Raw genomic sequence first — 21,255 nt, 5'->3', positions numbered from 1 at the left:
GGCAAAGTTCGTTGGTTTCCCTTCGCTTCGGCTTCCTTTCGCCCCCGGATGACGGGAAGTGTCGACCGGTTTCCAAAAAATGCCCGGTGGCGGATGGCGCCCGCTAGCCTTGGCCGAGACGGGCCAGCAGCCAGGCCTGGATATCCTGGATTTGCCCCGGGATGACCTCGTGGCGCATGGGGTACTCGTGCCAGAGCGCTTCCACGCCGGTGGCGAGCAGGGCGTCGTAGGCCGCGCGCCCCAGTGCCAGGGGTACCACGTCGTCCTGGCTGCCGTGCAGGCACAGGGCCGGGGTGGCGCCGCCCTGATTGGCGTGGTCGTCGGTGAAGCTGGGGGCGTAGGTCGACAGGGCCATGACCCCGCCGAGCGTCGCGCAGGGCCTGTTGTAGGCGGTGTGCAGCACCACCGCGCCACCCTGGGAAAAGCCGGCCAGTACGATGCGTTCGGCCGTGATGCCCTGGGCCTGCTGGTCGGCGATGAGCGCCTGCACCGTTTCTGCGGATTCATCGAGCTGGGCGCGATCGATGGCGCGGGCCGGGTTCATCGCCAGGATGTCGTACCAGGACGGCATGGCCCAGCCGCCATTGATGGTGACCGGGCGGGTAGGGGCCTGCGGCAACACGAAGCGGGTGCGGGTCAGGGTGCGCTGTAGCAATTCGGCAACAGGTTCGAAGTCATGCTGGGTCGCGCCCAGGCCATGCAGCCAGATGACGCAGCTATCGGCGGTCGGCTGGGGCGATTCCAGCACAAGAGGCGAGGTTTCCATGGGGTTGCTCCAATTTGGTGCTGCTAAAAAAGGGGGTGGTAACAGATGGTGCACAGAGGGCGTGTCGCAATTTCGTAAGTTTACTGTCCGGGTTTTTGCTCGAAGTCACGGGATTGCAGGGTTTAAGCGAAGAGGCGGTCTGTCGCATTCAGTGGTCCGCAAATTGCCTCAACTAGCCTGCGGCCAGGTAGTGCACTAACAGGTAACACTGACTCACTGCTTCGTCACGCCTTCCAGTGCGGACGTCTCTTCCTCGACGACGGACGCAGGAGTCGGGCGGGCGGGTTACACGGCAATCAGGCGAGAGACATCGTGCTGCCGTGCGACTGGAACGTCATTCATAAACAAAGTGGAGCTTATCGATGAAGATGGTGAAGTCTACCCTGGCAATTCTGACCACCGCCGCTGCTCTGGGCCTGTCCGGCATGGCTCATGCGGGCGCTACCCTGGACGCGGTGAAGAACAAAGGTTTCGTGCAATGCGGCGTCAGCGATGGCCTGCCGGGCTTCTCCTATACCGACTCCAAGGGTGACTACAAGGGTATCGACGTGGACGTCTGCCGTGCGGTCGCCGCAGCGGTCTTCGGCGATGCCTCCAAGGTGCGCTTCACCCCCCTGACCGCTAAGGAGCGCTTCACCGCGCTGCAGTCCGGCGAGATCGACGTGCTGTCGCGCAACACCACTTGGACCAGCTCCCGCGATGGCGGCATGGGCCTGATCTTCGCCGGCGTCACCTACTACGACGGCCAGGGCTTCCTGGTGAACAAGAAGCTGGGCGTGAAGAGTGCCAAGGAACTGGACGGCGCCACCGTGTGCATCCAGGCCGGCACCACCACCGAGCTGAACCTGGCCGACTACTTCCGTTCCAACGGCCTGAAGTTCACCCCCATCACCTACAGCACCTCGGACGAAAGCGCCAAGTCCATGGAAGCCGGTCGTTGCGACGTCCTGACCTCCGACCAGTCGCAGCTGTACGCCCAGCGCATCAAGCTGGCCAAGCCCGACGACTACGTGGTGCTGCCCGAAGTCATCTCCAAAGAACCCCTGGCCCCGGCCGTACGCCGTGGCGACGAAGACTGGCTGACCGTGGTCAAGTGGTCGCTGTTCGCCATGGTCAGCGCCGAAGAGCTGGGTCTGACCTCCGCCAACGTGGAAGCCCAGGCCAAGGACTCCAAGAACCCCGACGTCCGTCGCCTGCTGGGCACCGATGGCGAGTTCGGCAAGGACCTGAAGCTGCCTAAGGAATGGGCGCTGAACATCGTCAAGCAGGTCGGCAACTACGGCGAAGTGTTCGAGCGCAACGTCGGCATGGGTTCCGACCTGAAGATCAAGCGCGGCCTGAACGCCCTGTGGAACGCAGGCGGTCTGCAGTACTCCCCGCCGGTCCGTTGATTTCGGCGCTCTCGTCGCCGACACCTTTCGGATGTGTAGATTCTCGCCCTGCAGCGCTCGCCGCGCTGCGGGGCGAGGGTTTAATGAGGCCTATAGATGCAAAACGTTAGCAAAACCTCGCCGCCGGTTCGTGGGTCCCTGCTCACCGATCCCCAGGCGCGCTCCTGGCTGTTCCAGATCGTCGCCGTGGTCGCCGTGGTGGCCTTCGGCTGGTTCCTGTTCAACAACACCCAGACCAACCTGGCCCATCGGGGGATCACCTCCGGTTTCGGCTTCCTGAACAACTCCGCCGGCTTCGGCATTCCCCAGCACCTGATCCCCTATACCGAGGGCGACACCTATGGTCGGGTGTTCCTGGTCGGCCTGCTCAATACGCTGCTGGTCTCGGTGATCGGCATCGTCCTGGCCACCATCATCGGCTTCGCCGTGGGCGTGGCGCGCCTGTCGAGCAACTGGCTGCTGCGCAAGGTCGCGACGGTCTACATCGAGACGTTCCGCAACATCCCGCCGTTGCTGCTGATCTTCTTCGTCTATTTCGCCGTGCTGGCGCCCCTGCCGGGCCCGCGGCAGAGCCTGAGCCTGGCCGAAGCCTTCTTCATCAACAACCGCGGCCTGTACATGCCGGCGCCCATCGCCGACGTCGGCTTCGTGCCCGGCCTGATCGCGCTGCTGGTCGCCATCGTCGCCAGCGTGGTCGTGGTGCGCTGGGCGCGCCAGCGGCGGCACGCCACCGGGGCACGTTTCCCAGTGCTGTGGACGGTGCTGGCCCTGCTGATCGCGCTGCCGCTGCTGGCGGCCCTGGCCTTCGGCAAGCCGCTGCACTGGGAGCTGCCGGAACTGCAGGGCTTCAACCTGCGGGGCGGCTGGGTGATCATTCCCGAGCTGGTCTCCCTGGCGGTCGCCCTGTCGGTCTACACCGCCGCCTTCATCGGCGAGACGGTGCGCGGCGGCATCCAGGCGGTCAGCCACGGCCAGACCGAAGCGGCCAGCTCCCTGGGCCTGCGCCCGGGCCTGACCCTGCGGCTGGTGATCATTCCCCAGGCCCTGCGGGTGATCATTCCGCCGTTGACCAACCAGTACCTGAACCTGATGAAGAACTCCTCGCTCGGCGCGGCGGTGGGTTATCCGGAGATGGTGGCGCTGTTCGCCGGTACCACCCTCAACCAGACCGGCCAGGCCATCGAGACCATGGCCATCACCATGAGCGTCTACCTGGCCATCAGTATCAGCATCAGCATCCTGATGAACGGATACAACAAGCGCATCGCGCTGATCGAGCGTTAAGGAGCGCGTATGAGTAACCAGACCCATACCTTCAAACCAGACCTGCCGCCGCCGCCTTCCAGCGTCGGTGCCTGGGCCTGGATCCGCGGCAACCTGTTCTCCAGCGTCGGCAATACCATCCTGACGCTGCTCGGCCTCTATATCGTCTGGCTGGTCATCCCGCCGGTGGTCAACTGGGCCTTCCTCAATGCCACCTGGAGCGGCACCACCCGGGCCGACTGCGCGCCGGGCGGCGCCTGCTGGGTGTTCATCAAGGAGCGTTTCGGCCAGTTCATGTATGGCTTCTACCCCGGTGACCAGCGCTGGCGGGTCGACCTGACCGTCGTGCTGGCCGTGGTCGGTGCCATCCCGCTGTTCCTCGACCGCTTCAAGCACAAGGCCCGCTACGGCCTGGCGCTGCTGGTGATCTATCCGCTGGTGGCCTTCTGGCTGCTGTACGGCGGTTTCGGCCTGCGCGTGGTGCCCAGCAGCGAGTGGGGCGGCCTGATGCTGACCGTGGTAATCGCCGCGGTGGGCATCGTCGGTGCCCTGCCGCTGGGTATCCTGCTGGCCCTCGGGCGGCGTTCCAAGCTGCCGGCGATCAAGGTCATCTGCGTGACCATGATCGAGTTCTGGCGCGGCATCCCGCTGATCACGGTGCTGTTCCTGTCGTCGGTGATGCTGCCGCTGTTCCTGCCCGATGGCATGAACCTCGACAAGCTGCTGCGCGCCATCGTCATGGTCATCGTCTTCGAGGCGGCCTACATCGCCGAAGTGGTCCGGGGTGGCATGCAGGCCATTCCCAAGGGCCAGTACGAGGCCGCGGCGGCCATGGGCCTGGGCTACTGGCGCACCATGGGCCTGGTGATCCTGCCCCAGGCGCTGAAGCTGGTGATCCCCGGCATCGTCAACACCTTCATCGCGCTGTTCAAGGATTCGAGCCTGGTGATCATCATCGGCCTGTTCGACCTGCTCAACAGCATCAAGCGCGCCACGTCCGACCCGGCCTGGCTGGGTATGTCCACGGAAGGCTACGTGTTCGCCGCGCTGGTCTACTGGATTTTCTGTTTCGCCATGTCCAGCTACTCCGCCCGTCTGGAGCGCAAGCTGAACACCGGCCACAAGCGTTAGGAGTCATCAGATGAACGTAAGCAACAAGCAGCCGGTCGACAGCAGCAAGGTCATGATCCAGCTCAAGGACGTGAACAAGTGGTACGGCCAGTTCCACGTGCTCAAGGACATCAACCTGACCGTGACCCAGGGCGAGCGCATCGTGCTGTGCGGCCCGTCCGGCTCGGGCAAGTCCACCACCATCCGCTGCATCAACCGCCTGGAAGAACACCAGAAGGGCCAGATCATCGTCGATGGCACCGAGCTGACCAACGATCTCAAGCAGATCGAGACCATTCGCAGCGAAGTCGGCATGGTGTTCCAGCACTTCAACCTCTTCCCGCACCTCACCGTGCTGCAGAACTGCACCCTGGCGCCCATGTGGGTGCGCAAGATGCCGAAGAAGCAGGCCGAAGAGATCGCCATGCACTACCTGCAGCGGGTGCGCATTCCCGAGCAGGCCAACAAGTTTCCGGGCCAGTTGTCCGGTGGCCAGCAGCAGCGCGTGGCCATCGCCCGCGCGCTGTGCATGCAACCGCGCATCATGCTGTTCGATGAGCCGACCTCGGCGCTCGACCCGGAGATGGTGAAGGAGGTGCTGGATACCATGATCGGCCTGGCCCAGGACGGCATGACCATGCTCTGCGTGACCCACGAGATGGGCTTCGCCCGTACCGTGGCCAACCGGGTGATCTTCATGGACAAGGGCGAGATCGTCGAACAGGCCGCACCGGACCAGTTCTTCGACAATCCGCAGAACGAGCGGACGCGGCTGTTCCTGGGTCAGATCCTGCACTGAGAAACTGCCGGGGCGGACCTGCTGCCGCCCCGGTCGTCCTGCGAACCCAATCACGGGCGTTCGGCGGGAAGGCGGGCAAAGGACCGCAAGGCGCGGTATCCTCGATGTTTGGCGCCCGGTTTCCGGGGTCGGCGGTCAAGGTCCGCCTTGCCGTTAACCGGCTCGATTGTCGATTTCGTACCGCCACGTCGAAACGTGCGGTGCACCGGGCAGTCGAAGCCGTCATCATAGAGAGACGCCCGTGAACTCCATTTCCCATCCGCTCATGCTGACAAAAGCCAAGGCCTGGGGCGCCCATGCGGTGACCTCCAGTGGTGTGATCCTCGCGCTTCTGGCGCTGCTCGCCCTCGTCGACGGTCAACCCAAGGGTTGCCTGATGTGGCTGGGCATCGCGCTGCTCGTCGACGGCCTCGACGGCACCCTCGCGCGCAAGTTCGAAGTCAAGCGGGTACTGCCCCATTTCGATGGCTCGGCGCTGGACCTGGTGGTCGACTACCTGACCTACGTGTTCATTCCGGCCATCTTCATCTATCGCTTCGTCCCCCTGCCGCCGCATTTCGAGCTGGTGGCCGTGGGCATCATCCTATTGTCGTCGCTGTTCTGTTTCTGCAATGTGAACATGAAGAGCGCCGATAACTACTTCGTCGGCTTTCCCGCCGCCTGGAACGTGGTGGCCCTGTACTTCTATGTGCTGGACCTGGCGCCCTGGTTCAGCATGGCGGTGGTGCTGGTGCTGGCCGCCCTGACCCTGACCCGGGTCAAGTTCCTGCATCCCTTCCGCGTGCGCCAGCTGATGGCGGTGAACATCACCATCACCAGCATCTGGCTGCTGAGCAGTGCCATGATGGTGTTCCTGCACCCCGACAAGCCGCTGTGGCTGATGGTGCTCTGGTTCGCTAGCGGCATCTATTTCGTCGGCGTGTGCGTCTGGCGTACCGCCCGGGAGTGGTTCGCCTGACGGTGAGCGACCTGCCCCCGCCGCCTGCGCGTCCCTGGTACGTCTACTTGGTGCGCGCCGAGAACCAGGCGCTCTACTGCGGGATCAGCGCTGATCCCGCGCGCCGTTTCGCCCAGCACCGCAGCGGCCGCGGTGCCCGCTTCTTCGCCTCCAGCCCGGCCCAGGCGCTGGTCTACGTGGAGGCCTGCGACGATAAATCGGCCGCCCTGCGCCGGGAAATCCAGATCAAGAAACTACCCAAACGCGCCAAGGAAGCCCTGGTGCTGGCCGTGCCGACCGTGCTTTCCGCCGCTGATCCAGGAGTGCCGTCATGTCCGAGCTGATTCTGCATCACTACTGGCAATCGCCCTTCGCCGAGAAGGCGCGCCTGCTGCTGGGCTTCAAAGGACTCGCCTGGCGTTCGGTAATCATCCCGCGGATGCTGCCCAAGCCGGAGCTGGTGGCCCTGACCGGCGGCTATCGCAAGACGCCGGTGCTGCAGGTAGGTGCCGATATCTATTGCGATACTGCCCTGATCGCCCGTCGCCTGGACGCAGAGAAGGCGGTCCCGGCGTTGTTTCCGGAAGGCCAGGAGGCGGTCGTGGCCGCCTTCGCCGCCTGGGCGGACGCGGTGGTGTTCCAGCATGCCGTGGCGCTGATCTTCCAGCCGGAGATCATGGGGCCGCGGCTGGCCAGTCTGCCAGCCGAGCAGGCCCAGGCCTTCCTCGATGACCGCAAGGCACTGTTCAGCGGTGGCAGCCTGACCCGCGTGACGCCCGAGCAGGCCCGTCAGCAGTTGCCGACGTTGCTGGCGCGCCTGGAGATCCAGCTGCAGCGTAGCCAGGGCGACTACCTGTTCGGTGTGCCCTCGGTGGCCGACATCGCCCTGGCGCACAACTTCTGGTTCCTCAAGAGCACGCCGCAGCTGGCGCCCCTGATCGACGAGCGCCCCGAGATCGCCGCCTGGTATGCCCGGGTGCTGGGTTTCGGTCACGGGACCCACGAGGACCTCGACGCCGCCCAGACGCTTGAGATCGCCCGGGATGCCGAGCCGGTGGCCTTGCCGCGCGACCAGGCCCTCGCCGTGGAAGGCTTCGCCTGGGGCGACCGGGTGACAGTGGCCGCGACCGACTATGGGGTCGATCCGGTGCTCGGCGAACTGGTGCATGCCGATAGCGAAGCCCTGGTGATCCGCCGTCACGACGAGCACCTGGGCGCCGTCCAGGTACATTTTCCCCGGCTGAATTTTCGCGTCAGCAGAGCGGACTAGGGCTGTACTAACACAAACGGCGCCTGAGGGCGCCGTTTTGCCTTCCAGAGCGGAGCGGTCAGTCCGGGCGGCGCATCTTGAACAGCGCGGCCTCAGTGATCTCGAAATAGTCCGCCGGCCCGCCGCCGCGAACGATGGGTCGAGCGGCGGCGGTCTGGTAGATGCCGTCCTTGAGCAGCCGCTTGTCGATATGGGCGGCCACTACCTCGCCCAGCACCAGCCACTGGTCCAGCTCCTCGCCCGCGGCGGTCTTGAGGCGGACGACCTGGCTCAGCTTGCATTCGAAGGCGACCTGGGCACGCGCCACCCGCGGCACCTTGACCACCGTCGAGGCGGCAGGCTCCAGGCCGGCGAGGGCGAATTCGTCCACCTCCGGCGCGACCATGGCACTGCTGGCGTTCATCTCCTCGGCCAGTTCGCGGGTGGCCAGGTTCCAGACGAATTCGCCGGTGCGCTCGATGTTGGCCACGCTGTCCTTGTAGCCCTGGCTGGAAAAGCCGATCAGCGGCGGCTTGTAGTTGAAGGCATTGAAGAAGCTGTAGGGCGCGAGGTTGAGGATGCCGGCTTCGCTGTGGGAGGAGATCCAGCCGATGGGGCGCGGCGCGACGATGGCGTTGAAGGGATCATGGGGCAGGCCGTGGCCCTGGCTGGGTTCGTAGTAGTGGTAGTCGATGCTCATCGGGGTTCCTTCAGGGAGTGAGTTCCAGGATCTCGGCCTGGACCTGGCCGGCGTCCAGGGTCAGGCGGCCGACGCTGATCGGCAGGCGAAAGCGCCGCGGACCGGCGCTGCCGGGGTTGACGTAGAGTACGCCATCGCGCTCCTCGATCAGCGGCTTGTGCGAGTGTCCGCTGATCACCACGCGCACCGGCGCCGGCACGGCTGCCAGGTCCAGCTCTGGCAGGATATGCAGCATATGGATGCCGACGTCGGCCAGGGTCAGGGTGATGCGCTCGGGGATGTCCTCGGCCCAGGGCACGTCGTCGTTGTTGCCCCGCACCACCGCCAGGGGGGCTAGTTCCCGCAGGGCATCGAGGATCTCGGGCTTGCCGATGTCACCGGCGTGCAGGATGAAGTCGCTGCCGACGAGGGCCTCCAGGGCCTCGGGTCGGAGCAGGCCGTGGGTGTCGGCGATCAGGCCGACGCGATAGGGCTGGGTCATGGCGGTTCCTCAGTTGGCCTGGACGATGTCCAGGGCCTCGGCACGTCCCAGCGGCTGACGCAGGCGCTGGGCCAGGATGGCGGTGGCGCGCTCCCGCTGGCAGGCCACGACGCCTACCACCAGCTCCTCGGCCAGCAACAGGGCGAGGAAGGTCTGGTCGCCGAGGCTGCCGTCGAGGTGCATGTCGTCCCAGTGGCGCGGATGCCCCAGGTATTCGTATCTCTTGCCGTGATGCAGGGTCCAGAAGAAGGGTACGTCGGCATAGGCCTCGGCGTGACCGAGCAGGTTGCGGGCCGCCAGGCGGCCGTGTTGCTGGGCCAGGCGCCAGTGCTCGATACGGGTCGGCTGGCCGGCGAAGGGGAAGGTGGCGAGATCCCCCACGGCATAGAGCCCCTCGGCGGCCCTGAGCTGGGCATCCACCGGGACGCTGCCGTCCTCGGTCAGGGGCAGGTTGGCCAGGAAGCCGGTCGCCGGGGCGATACCGGTGCCGACCAGGACCAGATCGGCGGGTAGTAGCGTGCCGTCCTTCAGCCTGACCTGTTGGACAGGCCCGTTGCCTTCGAAGCCCACCACCTCGGTGGGGGCATGGAAGGTCACGCCATTGGCCTCGTGCAGGGTCTTGAAGTGTTGCCCCAGGGTCTCGCCCATCTGCTTGACGAAGGGCAGCGAGGCCGGCGCGACCACGTCCACCGCCAGTCCCTGCTTGCGCAAGGCGGAAGCGGCTTCCAGACCGATGAAGCTGGCTCCGACGATCACCGCCCGGCCTGCGTCAGGCAGGTCGGCAAGGATCGCGGCGGCGTCCGCGCGGGTCCGCAGCAGGTGGATGCCCTCGAGTTCGGCACCCGGCACGCTGAGCGGCTTGGGTTCGCCACCCGTGGCGAGCACACAGCCGTCGTAGGTCAGGGTGTGGCCGTTGGCCAGTTCCAGCTGACGGGCTCGGGGATCCAGGCGGCTCACCTCGGCATGCAGGCGTTCGATGCGCTGCTGGCGGAAGAACTCGGCCTCGCGCAGCGGCGGGGCTTCGTCGGGGGCCTTGTCGCCCTGGAGCACGAATTTGGACAGGGCAGTGCGATCGTAGGGCTCGCCTGGTTCGCGACCGATCAGCAGCAGGCGTCCGCCATAGCCGAATTCGCGCAGGGCGGCGGCGGCAGCGGTCCCCGCAGCGCCAGCGCCGACGATGACGAACAGGCGGTCATCGGGCCGGGATTCCGCCGCTGGTGCGGGCAGCGGCTCGCGGCCGACCAGCACCTCGCCGTCGCGCACCTCCACCGGGTAGCGCTGCAGGGCATCCAGTGCCGGCGGCTCGCAGAGACGACCATCGTCGACGGCGAAGCTCGCCTTGTGCCAGGGACAGACCAGGCGGCCTTGGCAGACGGCGCCGTCCGCCAGAGGCGCGCCGGCGTGGGGGCACTTGGCCTGGAAGGCCCGTACCTCGCCACCGACACGCAGCAGCAGGATTTCCTGGTCTTCGATCTTGACCGCGGTGCCGCGGTCTTCACGCAGGTCGGCTAAGCGCGCGACCGGGTGCAGGGTGTTCATGGTGGTCTCCCGGCACCCTCTGGGGTGCTCTCTGCATCAGGCTTAGAGGCTTAGAGGCTTCGAGAGAGCGCAGCGGCGCCGGGTTCCGCTCAGGTGGCGGGCGGCAGGGGATGGCGGTGCGGCACGTCGGGGGCGTCCAGCGGATCAGCATGGACCAGCACCTCCGCCTGGGGATATTCGGCGCGGATCGCCGCCTCCACCTCGTCGCACAGCACATGGGCGCGCGACAGGCTGATCTCGCCGGGCAGCTCCAGGTGCAGCTGGACGAACCAGTGATTGCCGGAGATGCGCGTGCGCAGGTCGTGCGCGCCTTCGACACCGGGTACCTGGCAGGCCAGTTGCAACATGTGTTCGCTGATGTCGCTGGGCAGTTCCTGGTCCATCAGCACGCCGAAGGAGTCGCGGGCGATGCCGTAGGCGCTCCAGAGGATGTACAGGGCGATGGCCAGGCCGAACAGCGGGTCCAGCCAGTACCAGCCGAAGCCGGTCAGCGCCAGGGCGATCAGGATGGCCAGGTTGAGCAGCAGGTCGGAGCGATAGTGCAGGGCGTCGGCGCGCACCACCGTGGAGTCGGTGAGGCGGATCACCCGTTGCTGGTAGGCCACCAGCACGCCGGTCAGGGCCAGCGAGAAGAGGGTGACGGCGATACCCAGGCCATGGGCGCCCAGGGGCTCCGGCTGTTGCAGGCGACCGATCGCCTGCCAGGCGATGAGCACGGCGCTCACGCCGATGAACACCGCCTGGGCGATCCCGGCCAGGGACTCGGCCTTGCCATGGCCATAGCGGTGATCCTGGTCCGGCGGCTTGAGCGCATAGTGCACCGCCAGCAGATTGAAGATCGAGGCCAGGCCGTCGAGCAGCGAATCGGTCAGGCCGGCGAGCAGGCTGACCGAGCCGCTGAACCACCAGGCCACGGCCTTGGCCAGGATCAGCGTCGTCGCCACCGCCACCGAGGCGGCCGTGGCCCGGCGCAGCAGCCGCTCGGTGTGGTGCGGGTCGCTCATCAGCCGCGCGGCGCGAGGCCCAGGCTGGCGAGCTGCTCGTTGCTACCGCTGCGCTGCAGCAGGCGCGGATCGTCGAGCGGCAGGGTGTTGCCGGTGGCGTGCTGGATGATGGCCTTCAGGCGCATGCGGTCGACGCTGCCATCGGGATTGACGGCCTTGTTCAGCTCGGCCGGATCCACTTCGGCGCGCTTGTTGTCGGGTAGGTAGATGGCGCCGGTGGCGAAGTCCACGCCGAAGGCGATCAGGCCCGGGATGATGTAGAAGAGCAGGCCGATGGCATCGAGGGCGACGATGCCCGGATCGATACGGCCACTGCCGGTGATCTGGCCGCGGCGCTCGGGATAGAACAGCGAGCCGCAGGCGGTCAATTGGGTGAGCAGGGCAGCGGCGAGGACGCCACACACCGCGCGGGTACGCATCGACATAGACAACCTCCTGTTGGATGAGGCCGCCACTATAGCGGCCGGAATCGAGGCGGGCGAGACGCTTTATACTGCCCGCCCCGTTGAGACCTCTGGCCGTGCCAAATGACGCCCCTGCCCATCGATGTTGTCCTGCCCGACCTGCGCCAGGCCCTCGCCACCCGTGACGACTGCGTGCTGGAGGCGCCGCCCGGCGCCGGCAAGACCACCCGGGTGCCCCTGGCGCTGCTCGACGAACCCTGGCTGGCTGGCCAGCGCATCCTGCTGCTCGAGCCGCGGCGGCTGGCGGCCCGGGCGGCTGCCGAGCGGCTGGCCGCGGAGCTGGACGAAGGTGTCGGCGAGACCGTGGGCTATCGCATCCGCCTGGAAAGCCGGGTCGGGCCGCGTACCCGCATCGAGGTGGTCACCGAGGGCATCCTCACCCGCCGGCTGCAGGATGACCCGGCGCTGGAGGGCGTCGGCCTGGTGATCTTCGACGAGTTCCACGAACGCAGCCTGGACGCCGACCTAGCCCTGGCGCTGACCCTGAGCGGCCGCGAGCTGCTGCGGGATACGCCGCTCAAGGTGCTGGTGATGTCCGCTACCCTGGAGGGCGAACGCCTGGCGGCCTTGCTCGATGATGCACCCGTGGTGCGCAGTGAGGGGCGGATGTTTCCGGTCACGACCCGCTGGGGCCGGCCGCTTGGCCAGGATGAACGCCTCGAAGCGCGGGTGGCCGCCACGGTGCTCCAGGCGCTTGACGACGAGACGGGTAGCCTGCTGGTGTTCCTGCCCGGCCAGGCCGAGATCCGCCTTACCGCCGAGCGCCTGGCCGAGCAGCTGCCGGCCGGGGTGCTGCTCTGCCCGCTGCATGGCGAGCTGGAGCTGGCGGCCCAGCGCGCCGCCATCGAGCCGGCGCCGGCCGGCCTGCGCAAGGTAGTCCTGGCCACCAATATCGCCGAGACCAGCCTGACCATCGAGGGGGTACGGGTGGTGGTGGATGCGGGATTGGCCCGGGTGCCGGCTTTCGATCCCGGCAGCGGCATGACCCGGCTGACCACCCGACGCATCTCCCGCGCCTCAGCCACCCAGCGCCAGGGCCGCGCCGGGCGCCTGGAACCGGGCGTCTGCTACCGGCTCTGGTCGGAAGAGCTGCACCAGCAATTACCGGCCTACGACAGTGCCGAGATCCTCCAGGCCGACCTGGCCGGACTGGCACTGCAACTGGCGCGCTGGGGCATGAGTGCCGCGGAACTGGCCTGGCTCGATCCGCCCCCCGCCGCCGCCCTGGCCCAGGCGCGCGACCTGCTGGTCCGCCTGGGCGCCCTGGACGAACAGGGCAGCCTCACCGCCCACGGCCAGGCCATGAGCGGCCTGCCGGCCCATCCACGGCTGGCGCACCTGCTCCTGCGTGGGCAGAGCTGGGGGCTGGCCGAACGTGCCTGCGAGATCGCCGCGCTGCTGGGCGAGCGCGACCTGGCGCCGGGGCAGGGCGCCGATCTGCATACCCGCTTGCTGCTCCTGGCCGGGGAAGGCCGCGGCCCGCGGGGTGGCGTGGCGCGCATTCGCCAGCTGGTCCGCCAGTATCGCGGTCTGCTGAAGGGCAAGGCTACAGAGTCGGTGGCCGATCCCCAGCATCCGCGCTGGACCGGCGCCCTGCTGGCCTGCGCCTATCCGGATCGCATCGCCCAGCAGCGCAAGGCCGGCGGCCAGGACTATCGCCTGGCCAATGGCCGGGCCGCCAGCTTCGGCGAGCCGGATGCGCTGATGAAGTCGCCCTGGCTGGTGGTGGCCGACCTGGGCAGTCGCCAGGGGCAACGCGAAGAGCGCATCTACCTGGCCGCCGAGTTGGAGCCAGGGCTGTTCGACGGACCACTGGCCGAGCAGGTCGCCAGTCATGACGAACTGGACTGGGATGAACGCGAGGGCGTTTTGCGCGCCGAACGCCAGCGGCGGGTAGGCCAACTGGTCGTGAGTCGCGAGCCGCTGAAGAACCTGGACGCCGCTGCCCGCAGCCGCGCCTTGCTCGGCCTGGTGCGCCGCAAGGGTCTAGAGCTATTGCCCTGGACGCCCGAGTTGCGCCAGTGGCAGGCGCGGGTGGCGCTGCTGCGTCAGCTGGATCTGCAGCAGAACGGGTCGAGCGACTGGCCGGACGTCAGCGATGCTGCCCTGCTCGATAGCCTGGAAGACTGGCTGCTGCCCTACCTGGATCGCGTCACCCGTCTGGCCCATTTCGCCAATCTGGACCTAGCGGCCATGCTCCAGGGGCTGCTGCCCTGGCCGCTACCACGCCAGCTCGACGAACTGGCGCCGCGCAGCCTGGCGGTGCCCTCGGGCTCCATGATCCGCCTGGACTACAGCGAGCAGCCACCGGTGCTGGCGGTGCGGCTGCAGGAGCTGTTCGGCCTGGCCGACACCCCGCGCCTCGCCAATGGCCGCCTGGCGGTCAAGCTGCACCTGCTCTCGCCGGCGCGCCGCCCGGTGCAGGTCACCCAGGACCTGGCCAGCTTCTGGGCCAACACCTACGCGGAGGTGAAGAAGGATCTCAAGGGCCGCTATCCCAAGCACTACTGGCCGGACGATCCCTTGATCGCCGAACCCACGGCGCGGGCCAAGCCACGGGGGACCTAGGGGCCGAGCGTCGGCAGTGAGAGGATTGGGCAAGACCGGCAGAGGATTCGGCAGCAGCGACCGGTTCGAGCCGCGCTAGCCTGGCCGCTCCTTCAATGACAGGAGCAGGTCATGCACGACCACAAGACCCTTTTCATCACCGGCGTGAGCAGCGGCTTCGGCCAGGCCCTGGCGCACGAGGCCCTGGCGGCCGGTCATCGCGTCATCGGCACGCTGCGCCGGGAAGCCGACCGGCAGGCGTTCGCCAGTCTGTCCGCCAATGCCCATGGCATCCTGCTGGATGTCACCGATTTCGCTCGCCTGGAGGCGGTAGTGACCGAGGTCCAGGCGGAGCTTGGCCCGGTGGATGTGCTGGTGAACAATGCCGGCTACGGCCATGAGGGCATTCTCGAAGAGTCACCGCTGGAGGATCTGCGCCAGCAATTCGAGGTCAACGTCTTCGCCGCGGTGGCCATGATCAAGGCCTTTTTGCCGGCGTTCCGCCAGCGCCGCCGTGGCCATATCATCAATATCACCTCCATGGGCGGCACCATCACCCTGCCGGGCATCTCCTACTATTGCGGCAGCAAGTTCGCCCTCGAAGGCATCTCTGCCGCCTTGGGCCAGGAGCTGGCACCCTTCGGGGTGCAGGTCACCGCCGTGGCGCCGGGTTCCTTCCGCACCGACTGGGCGGGCCGTTCGATGCGCCGCACCCCGCGCAGCATTCCCGACTACGATGAGAGCTTCGCGCCGATCCGCGCGGCGCGTGAGGCCAAGAGCGGCAAGCAACTGGGCGATCCACGCAAGGCCGCCCAGGCGATGTTGCAACTCATCGCCATGCCGGCGCCGCCCAGGCAGCTGTTGCTGGGTAGCGATGCCTTGCAACTGGTGCGCGAACGTCTGGCCGGGGCCACGCGGGAGATTGAGCGCTGGGAGACCCTGACCTGTTCCACCGATGGCTGAAGAGGAGACCCCATGAGCCCGAGCGATCCCCTGACCCGGCGTCTTGCGGAGTTGTTGCGGGCGTTGGCGCCGCAGGAGGGCTACAATCTCAGCGCCCTGGAGGACGTGCGCTTCCTGCGCTCGGATCGCCCGCTCAGCGGGGTTCCGGTGCTCTATGACCCCGGCATCGTCATCGTCTGCCAGGGCGGCAAGCGCGGCTATTTCGGCGAGCGCGTCTATCGCTACGATGCCCAGCACTACCTGGTGGTCTCGGTGCCCGTGCCCTTCACCATGGAGACCGATGCCAGCCCGGAGGAGCCCTTGCTGGCCATCTACCTGCGGCTGGATTTCCAGCTGGTCAGCGAGCTAGTCCTGCAACTGGATACCGAGCTGGGCCCGCCCAGCGAGCCGCCCCGGGGGCTGTACGCCTCGCCCCTGGACGAGACGCTGCGCCTTTCAACGCTGCGCTTCCTGGAAGTCCTGAGCGTTCCCAGGGACGCCCGCTTGCTCGGGCCGGCGCTGCTGCGCGAGGTGTACTATCGCGTGCTGACGGGTGCCCAGGGTGGCTCGCTGCGCGCCGCCCTGGATCGCCAGGGACACTTCGGCCGCATCGCCCGCGCCTTGCGCACCCTGCACGCCCGCTATGCCGAACGACTCGACGTGGATGCCCTGGCGCGCGAGGCGCTGATGAGCCTGCCGAGCTTTCACCGCCACTTCCGCCAGGTGACCGGTACCTCGCCAATGCAGTACCTGAAATCGACTCGGCTGCATCAGGCGCGGCTGCTGATGCTGCGCGATGCCTTGCCGGCGGCGAACGCGGCCTTCGCCGTGGGCTACGAGAGCGCCTCGCAATTCAGTCGCGAATTCAAGCGGCTGTTCGGCCGTACGCCCCTGGCGGAGATCGACTGGATGAAGGCCACCTATGCGCTGCCGGCACCCCCTGCCTCGGCCCGCTACGTCTCTTCGCACTGAGGCAGTCCGTCCGAAAGACCAGGCGAACCGGCTCCCGTCGGAACCAAGCGGCGTCAGCCCCCGGTCTGAATTCAGACTGGGCAATCCTGCCCACCCAGTGGAGCGACCCCCATGGCCGACAAGACCCTGCACGACCTTTCCAAAGCGATGCGCGACCTGGATTTCTGCATGCTGACCACCGGCAGCGGGCGCTTGACCAGCCGGCCGATGAGCAACAACGGCGACGTCGAGTACGACGGCGATTCCTGGTTCTATGCCTACGAAGACTCGGCCAAGATCCGCGACATCGAGCAGGATCCGGCGGTGGGCCTGACCTTCACCGAAGGCAAGAGCCTGCTCGGCAAGCCGGGCCTCTTCGTCGCCATCGACGGCCGGGCCGAGCTGATCCGTGACAAGGCGCAATTCGAGGCGCACTGGACCAAGAGTCTGGACCGTTGGTTTCCCCAGGACACCGACACGCCCGGCATGATCCTCATCAAGGTGCAGGCCGAGCGCATCCGTTACTGGGATGGGGAGGAAGAGGGCGAGTTGCGACCCTGAGGTCCTAAAAGCAGGTCGCGAAGGTCTCCACGACCTCAAGTCCTTCGTCGACGATGCAGCCCTGGCGCCACTTGTCGAAGGTCAGGCAGGGGTGCGAGGTGCCCAGGGCGATGATGTCGCCGATGGCCAGCTCGGTCCCTGGGGTGACAACCATGAAGGCGTGCTGGTCCATGATGGCCGTGACCGTGCAGCCGCTGACGTCGACGGCTTCGGCAGCGGTCTGGCCGGGCCGGTAACGGCGCAGCGGCAGCGGCAGGCCGGCATCATGGGCGATGTCGCGCTTGCCCAGGGCGAGGATGGCGAAACCGGGTTCGGGCATGGATTGCACATGAGCCCAGACTTCCAGCGCCGGTTGCAGGCCCTCGTTCAGACCGGTGCGGGCCAGCACGCCACGCTGGGCATCGCGATAGATCCCGTGGTCATGGACCACATAGCTACCGGGCCGCATGACGGCGAGAAAGCGCTTGCGCACGTCCAACTGGTCGAAGGCGGCGGCGATCAGGTCGTACCAGGCCGAACCCGAGGCGGTGACGATGGGTCGGTCCAGGGCGAAGGCGCCCTGGCCGCGCAATTCTTCGGCCAGACGCACCAGGGAATCGGCGAAGGCGCGGATGTCCGTCGCGGCTTCGGCGCCATGGATCACCCCCTCATAGCCCTCGATACCGGTCAGCCGCAAGGCAGGCTGGGCGGCGATGGCCTTGGCCAGTTCACGCACCTCGGCTTCGCTGCGACAGCCACAGCGGCCGCCCGGCACGCCGTATTCGATCATTACCTGCAGCGCCAGGCCGCGTGCACCGAAGAAGGCGCCCAGGGCCGTGACCTGATCGGGGTGGTCCACCAGGCAGTGGAAGTCGAAGTCCGGGTCGGCCTTGAGCAGCTCAGCGATCAGCGCCATGTTCGGCGCGCCGACTAGCTGGTTGGCCATCAGCACCCGGCGCACGCCCTGGGCCTGGGCGGCGCGGGTCTGCACCGCGGTGGCCAGGGTCATGCCCCAGGCACCGGCGGCGAGCTGCCGCTGGAACAGCGCCGGCGCCATGCTGGTCTTGCCATGGGGCGCCAATTCGGCGCCCCGGTCGGCGGCGAAGGCCTGCATCCAGGCGATATTGTGGTCGAGTGCCTGCTGGTGAATCACCAGGGCGGGCAGGGCGACGTCGGTGAGCAGGCGATCGCCCGGATTGGCGGCGCCTTTCTCGGGGGCGGTGAGGATGGTCATGGATTCTCCTGGCCGCCGAGGCGTTGGGACAGGCGGCGGGCGCTGTCGACCAGCACCTGGCGGTACTCGGCATGGTGGGCCTGGGCATCGGCGCGGGGCGCCACGATGCACAGGGTGGCGATGCACAGGCCGCTGGCGTCGAGCACCGGGGCGGCGAAGCAGTGGGTGTAGGTGTCGGCGATGCTGTCGAAGGAAAAGAAGCCGACGGCGCTAGCGCTGCGGATCTCGGCGATGAAGGTATCCGGGTCCAGGTGACTGCCGTCGGGCAGGATGAAGTCGTCCGCGTCGATCAGGGCGAGGATCTCGGCATCGCTCAGGTGACTCAGCAACAGCCGGCCGGAGGCGGTCCAGGGAATGGGCGCGTCCTCGCCGACGTTGGAGGAGATGCGAAAGGCGCGGGCACCTTCCTTCATCAGCGAGACGGTGTACTTGCGGCCATTGAGCTGGCACAGCTGAGCGGTCTCGCGGGTCTGGGCGACGATGTCGTCCAGCAGCAGCCCGGCCTCGCGGGCCAGGTCGAAGTGGCGCAGGTGCGCCTGGCCGAGAAAGTACAGCTCGCGCCCCAGGTAGACCTGGCCGTCGCGGCCCACGGCGTCGAGCATGTGCCGCTCCAGCAAGAGGCCGACCAGGTCGTAGACGGTGGACTTGGGAATGCCCAGGCCGGCGGCGATCTCGTTGGGGCGCAGCGGCCGACCCACCCGCTTGAGGTGATCGAGGATATCGAAGGCGCGGTCCAGGCCGCGAGCTCTCTGGCGGGTAGGTTCGGTCATCTGTGCGGGTTGTCTCAGGCCTTGGGTTTGTAGGCGATGCAGTCGATCTCGACCTTGCAGTCCACCATCATGGAGGATTGCACACAGGCACGCGCCGGGGCGTGGCCGGCGAAGTATTCAGCGAACACCTTGTTGAAGCTCCAGAAGTCGCGCGGATCGTCCAGCCAGACGCCGGCGCGCACCACATGCTCCAGACCGTAGCCGGCTTCGTGGAGAATAGCGATCAGATTCTGCATGGTCTTGTGGGTCTGGGCGACGATGCCGCCGTCGATGATCTCGCCGTTCTCCATGGCCACCTGGCCGGAAACGTGCAGCCAGCCATCGGCTTCCACCGCACGGGCGAAGGGCAGGGGTTGGCCACCTGCGCCGCGTTCGCCGGCGCCGTAACGGGTGATGCTCATAGGTTTGCTCCTGTAACGGGGATGGGATTCAAAAGGAGGTCCGGCCGAGGAATTCGGCGAGACGGGTAGATTTCGGCTGCTCGAACAGCTCCCGTGGCGGGCCCTGTTCCTCGATGCGGCCCTGGCTCATGAAGACGATGCGATCGGACACCTCGTAGGCGAATCTCATCTCGTGGGTCACCAGCAGCATGGTCATGCCGTCCTGGGCCAGGTCCTTGATCACCGCCAGCACCTCGCCGACCAGTTCCGGGTCGAGCGCCGAGGTGGGTTCGTCGAACAGCATCAGGCTGGGATTCATGGCGATGGCGCGGGCGATGGCCACGCGCTGCTGCTGGCCGCCGGAGAGCTGGCCGGGATGATGGTCGCGCCGCTCGATCAGGCCGACCCGGCGCAGCCACTGCTCGCCGAGGGCGATGGCTTCGTCCTTGCCCATTTTCTTCACCTTGCGCAGGCCGAGGGTGACGTTTTCCAGGGCGGTGAGGTGGGGAAAGAGGTTGAATTGCTGGAAGGCCATGCCGGTGAGGGACCTCTGGCGGGCGATCTCCCGTTCCGGCAGGCGCTGGCGGCGGCCGCCGTCCTCGCGATAGCCGATGGCCTCGCCGGCCAGCTGGATGCTGCCACCCTGGAAGTCTTCCAGTAGGTTGACGCAGCGCAGCAGGGTGGTCTTGCCCGAGCCGCTGGAGCCGATCAGGGTGACCACGTCGCCGCGGTCCAGAGTCAGGTCGATGCCCTTGAGCACCTCCGTGGCGCCGAAGCTCTTGTGCAGGTCGTTGATGCTCAATAGCGGATCGGTCATGGCAGGGTCACCCGTTTTTCCAGGTAGCGGCCGAGCCGCTCGATGGCGAAGTTGATGAGAAAGAACAGCAGCCCGGCGAACAGATAGAACTGCAGGGTCATGAAGGTGCGGGCGATGACCTGCTGGCTGCTCAGCAGCAACTCGGCCACGCCGATCACCGAGAGCAGGGTGGAGGCCTTGACGATCTCGGTGGAGGCGTTGACCCAGGTCGGCAGGATCTGGCGTAGCGCCTGGGGCAGCAGCACCTCCTTGAGACTCTGGGTGAAGGTCAGGCCGATGGCCTTGGCCGCCTCGTGCTGGCCGCGCGGGATGGCCTGCAGGGCGCCGCGGACGATCTCCGCCACATGGGAGCCGCAGAACAGCAGCAGCGCCACGGTACCGGCCTGGAAGGGCGTGGGCCGCAGACCCAGCGCCGGGGCCATGTAGTAGCAGGCCAGCACCAGCACGAACACCGGGGTGCCGCGGATCAGGTCGGCATAGACGCGGAAGGGCAGGCGCAGCGGCCAGCGGCCGTAGGTCAGTGCCAGGCCGCCGAGGGTGCCGAGCAGGGTGCCGCCGAGCACGGCCAGCACCGAGCAGGCCAGGGTGGTGGCGAAACCGGCCGCCAGGGTCTGGCGGGCGTTCCACAATTCCAGGAACCAGGAGGGGGCTTCGTACAAGATCGGGCTCCTAGCGGGCGAGGCTCAGCCGCCGCTCCAGCTGGCGCAGCAGCAGGGCGATGGCGTAGCAGGTGAGGATGTAGAGGGCGCTGGTCACCAGCCAAGTCTCGATCACCCGGTAGCTTTCCAGGTTGATCTTGCGCGCCTGGTAGGTCAGCTCCGGCACGGCGATGGCCGCCGCCAGGGAGGTGTCCTTGAACAGCGAGATGAAGCTATTGGAGAGCGACGGCAGCACGTTGCGCAGCATCACCGGGATGATGACGTAGGCCTTGATCTGCCATTCGCGCAGGCCGATGGCCAGACCCGCCTCGCGCTGGCCCTTGGGGATGGCCATGAGTCCGCCGCGAAAGACCTCGGCCAGGTAGGCACCGGCATAGAGCGCCAGGGTGATGAGAAAGGAGCTGAGCTTGTCCAGGCGGATGCCGACGCTGGGCAGGGCGAAGTACAGCAGCAGGATGAGCACCAGGATCGGGGTGTTGCGCACCAGGGTGACATAGCCCGCCGCCAGCCAGCGCAGCGCCCGCACCGGCGAGAGCAGGGCGAAGGCGGTGGCCAGGCCGATCAGGCAGCCGATGGCGATGCCGATCAGTGCCAGCTGCAGGCCGAGGGCGAGTCCGGCCAGCAGGTGGTCCAGATTCTGCCATACGGGGGCGAAGTTGAGGGTGTAGTCCATGTACGACATCCACCTAGAGGGCGCGGACGGGCCGCGCCG

The 21,255-nt window shown here is 67.1% G+C and carries 23 protein-coding genes; 11 read left to right on the top strand and 12 right to left on the bottom strand.

Going from position 1 to position 21,255, the window contains the following annotated elements; all coding sequences use genetic code 11:
- Nucleotides 1-103: 103 nt before the first annotated feature.
- Nucleotides 104-766, bottom strand: coding sequence for an alpha/beta hydrolase (locus ACYJP6_RS15720; protein ID WP_459475964.1), 663 nt, complete (start codon nt 764-766; stop codon nt 104-106).
- A 362-nt stretch (nt 767-1,128) separates the two neighbouring features.
- Between ACYJP6_RS15720 and ACYJP6_RS15715 the strand changes: the two genes are divergently transcribed.
- From ACYJP6_RS15715 to ACYJP6_RS15685, 7 genes are all read left to right on the top strand, one after another.
- Nucleotides 1,129-2,157: an amino acid ABC transporter substrate-binding protein gene (locus ACYJP6_RS15715; RefSeq protein ID WP_459475963.1), complete on the top strand. Its 1,029-nt coding sequence runs from the start codon at nt 1,129-1,131 to the stop codon at nt 2,155-2,157.
- A 96-nt stretch (nt 2,158-2,253) separates the two neighbouring features.
- Nucleotides 2,254-3,441, top strand: a complete 1,188-nt coding sequence (locus ACYJP6_RS15710; protein ID WP_459475962.1) for an amino acid ABC transporter permease — start codon at nt 2,254-2,256, stop codon at nt 3,439-3,441.
- Nucleotides 3,442-3,450: 9 nt separating this feature from the next.
- On the top strand, nt 3,451-4,551 hold the full coding sequence (locus ACYJP6_RS15705) for an amino acid ABC transporter permease (protein ID WP_459475961.1): 1,101 nt from the start codon (nt 3,451-3,453) through the stop codon (nt 4,549-4,551).
- A 10-nt stretch (nt 4,552-4,561) separates the two neighbouring features.
- Complete coding sequence (locus tag ACYJP6_RS15700) at nt 4,562-5,329, top strand: amino acid ABC transporter ATP-binding protein (RefSeq protein WP_058763313.1); 768 nt, start codon at nt 4,562-4,564, stop codon at nt 5,327-5,329.
- A 265-nt stretch (nt 5,330-5,594) separates the two neighbouring features.
- Nucleotides 5,595-6,287, top strand: a complete 693-nt coding sequence (pcsA, locus tag ACYJP6_RS15695; RefSeq protein WP_145008042.1) for a phosphatidylcholine synthase — start codon at nt 5,595-5,597, stop codon at nt 6,285-6,287.
- Between the two features lie 2 nt (nt 6,288-6,289).
- A complete protein-coding gene (locus tag ACYJP6_RS15690; protein WP_459475960.1) occupies nt 6,290-6,610 on the top strand; it encodes a GIY-YIG nuclease family protein in 321 nt (106 codons plus the stop codon).
- Nucleotides 6,598-7,536 carry a glutathione S-transferase family protein gene (locus ACYJP6_RS15685; RefSeq protein WP_459475959.1) on the top strand — a complete coding sequence of 313 codons (939 nt, stop codon included), beginning with the start codon at nt 6,598-6,600 and terminating at the stop codon, nt 7,534-7,536. Before ACYJP6_RS15690 ends, ACYJP6_RS15685 begins: the two co-directional genes overlap by 13 nt.
- A 58-nt stretch (nt 7,537-7,594) precedes the next feature.
- On the opposite strand, the gene ACYJP6_RS15680 is transcribed toward ACYJP6_RS15685, so the two are convergent.
- The 5 genes from ACYJP6_RS15680 to ACYJP6_RS15660 all read right to left on the bottom strand — a co-directional run bounded on the left by ACYJP6_RS15680 (nt 7,595) and on the right by ACYJP6_RS15660 (nt 11,664).
- Nucleotides 7,595-8,215: a flavin reductase family protein gene (locus ACYJP6_RS15680; RefSeq protein WP_459475958.1), complete on the bottom strand. Its 621-nt coding sequence runs from the start codon at nt 8,213-8,215 to the stop codon at nt 7,595-7,597.
- A gap of 10 nt (nt 8,216-8,225) precedes the next feature.
- Nucleotides 8,226-8,696: a metallophosphoesterase family protein gene (locus ACYJP6_RS15675; protein WP_459475956.1), complete on the bottom strand. Its 471-nt coding sequence runs from the start codon at nt 8,694-8,696 to the stop codon at nt 8,226-8,228.
- 9 nt (nt 8,697-8,705) lie between these two features.
- Nucleotides 8,706-10,235, bottom strand: a complete 1,530-nt coding sequence (locus tag ACYJP6_RS15670; RefSeq protein ID WP_459475955.1) for an FAD-dependent oxidoreductase — start codon at nt 10,233-10,235, stop codon at nt 8,706-8,708.
- 89 nt (nt 10,236-10,324) lie between these two features.
- Nucleotides 10,325-11,239 carry a cation diffusion facilitator family transporter gene (locus ACYJP6_RS15665; RefSeq protein ID WP_459475954.1) on the bottom strand — a complete coding sequence of 305 codons (915 nt, stop codon included), beginning with the start codon at nt 11,237-11,239 and terminating at the stop codon, nt 10,325-10,327.
- A complete protein-coding gene (locus ACYJP6_RS15660) occupies nt 11,239-11,664 on the bottom strand; it encodes a polyribonucleotide nucleotidyltransferase (RefSeq protein ID WP_459475953.1) in 426 nt (141 codons plus the stop codon). Before ACYJP6_RS15660 ends, ACYJP6_RS15665 begins: the two co-directional genes overlap by 1 nt.
- A 102-nt stretch (nt 11,665-11,766) precedes the next feature.
- Between ACYJP6_RS15660 and hrpB the strand changes: the two genes are divergently transcribed.
- The 4 genes from hrpB to ACYJP6_RS15640 all read left to right on the top strand — a co-directional run bounded on the left by hrpB (nt 11,767) and on the right by ACYJP6_RS15640 (nt 16,704).
- A complete protein-coding gene (hrpB, locus tag ACYJP6_RS15655; protein WP_459475952.1) occupies nt 11,767-14,271 on the top strand; it encodes an ATP-dependent helicase HrpB in 2,505 nt (834 codons plus the stop codon).
- 111 nt (nt 14,272-14,382) lie between these two features.
- On the top strand, nt 14,383-15,213 hold the full coding sequence (locus ACYJP6_RS15650; RefSeq protein WP_459475951.1) for an oxidoreductase: 831 nt from the start codon (nt 14,383-14,385) through the stop codon (nt 15,211-15,213).
- 12 nt (nt 15,214-15,225) lie between these two features.
- Nucleotides 15,226-16,164: an AraC family transcriptional regulator gene (locus ACYJP6_RS15645; RefSeq protein ID WP_459475950.1), complete on the top strand. Its 939-nt coding sequence runs from the start codon at nt 15,226-15,228 to the stop codon at nt 16,162-16,164.
- 111 nt (nt 16,165-16,275) lie between these two features.
- On the top strand, nt 16,276-16,704 hold the full coding sequence (locus ACYJP6_RS15640) for a pyridoxamine 5'-phosphate oxidase family protein (RefSeq protein ID WP_459475949.1): 429 nt from the start codon (nt 16,276-16,278) through the stop codon (nt 16,702-16,704).
- A 4-nt stretch (nt 16,705-16,708) separates the two neighbouring features.
- Here ACYJP6_RS15640 and ACYJP6_RS15635 read toward each other — a convergent pair whose 3' ends face one another.
- From ACYJP6_RS15635 to ACYJP6_RS15610, 6 genes are read right to left on the bottom strand one after another with little or no spacing between them, the layout of a single operon-like run.
- Entirely contained in the window at nt 16,709-17,917 is a 1,209-nt protein-coding gene (locus tag ACYJP6_RS15635) for an amino acid deaminase (protein ID WP_459475948.1), read from the bottom strand.
- Nucleotides 17,914-18,687 carry an IclR family transcriptional regulator gene (locus tag ACYJP6_RS15630; RefSeq protein ID WP_459475947.1) on the bottom strand — a complete coding sequence of 258 codons (774 nt, stop codon included), beginning with the start codon at nt 18,685-18,687 and terminating at the stop codon, nt 17,914-17,916. The genes ACYJP6_RS15635 and ACYJP6_RS15630 overlap by 4 nt, the downstream gene beginning before the upstream one ends.
- Before the next feature lie 14 nt (nt 18,688-18,701).
- Complete coding sequence (locus ACYJP6_RS15625) at nt 18,702-19,088, bottom strand: RidA family protein (protein ID WP_007161900.1); 387 nt, start codon at nt 19,086-19,088, stop codon at nt 18,702-18,704.
- A gap of 28 nt (nt 19,089-19,116) precedes the next feature.
- Nucleotides 19,117-19,884, bottom strand: a complete 768-nt coding sequence (locus ACYJP6_RS15620) for an amino acid ABC transporter ATP-binding protein (protein ID WP_459475946.1) — start codon at nt 19,882-19,884, stop codon at nt 19,117-19,119.
- Nucleotides 19,881-20,543 (bottom strand): amino acid ABC transporter permease, encoded by a 663-nt coding sequence (locus ACYJP6_RS15615; RefSeq protein WP_309756637.1) that lies wholly within the window; start codon nt 20,541-20,543, stop codon nt 19,881-19,883. The genes ACYJP6_RS15620 and ACYJP6_RS15615 overlap by 4 nt, the downstream gene beginning before the upstream one ends.
- A gap of 10 nt (nt 20,544-20,553) precedes the next feature.
- The gene (locus tag ACYJP6_RS15610) at nt 20,554-21,216 is read right to left on the bottom strand and encodes an amino acid ABC transporter permease (protein ID WP_309756635.1); all 663 of its coding nucleotides are present in this window, start codon (nt 21,214-21,216) and stop codon (nt 20,554-20,556) included.
- Nucleotides 21,217-21,255: the final 39 nt, after the last annotated feature.

It is taken from the genome of Pseudomonas sp. No.117 (genome assembly GCF_054558395.1).
Note: the sequence above shows the minus strand (reverse complement) of the source record. Positions and strands in the feature narration are given on the sequence as shown.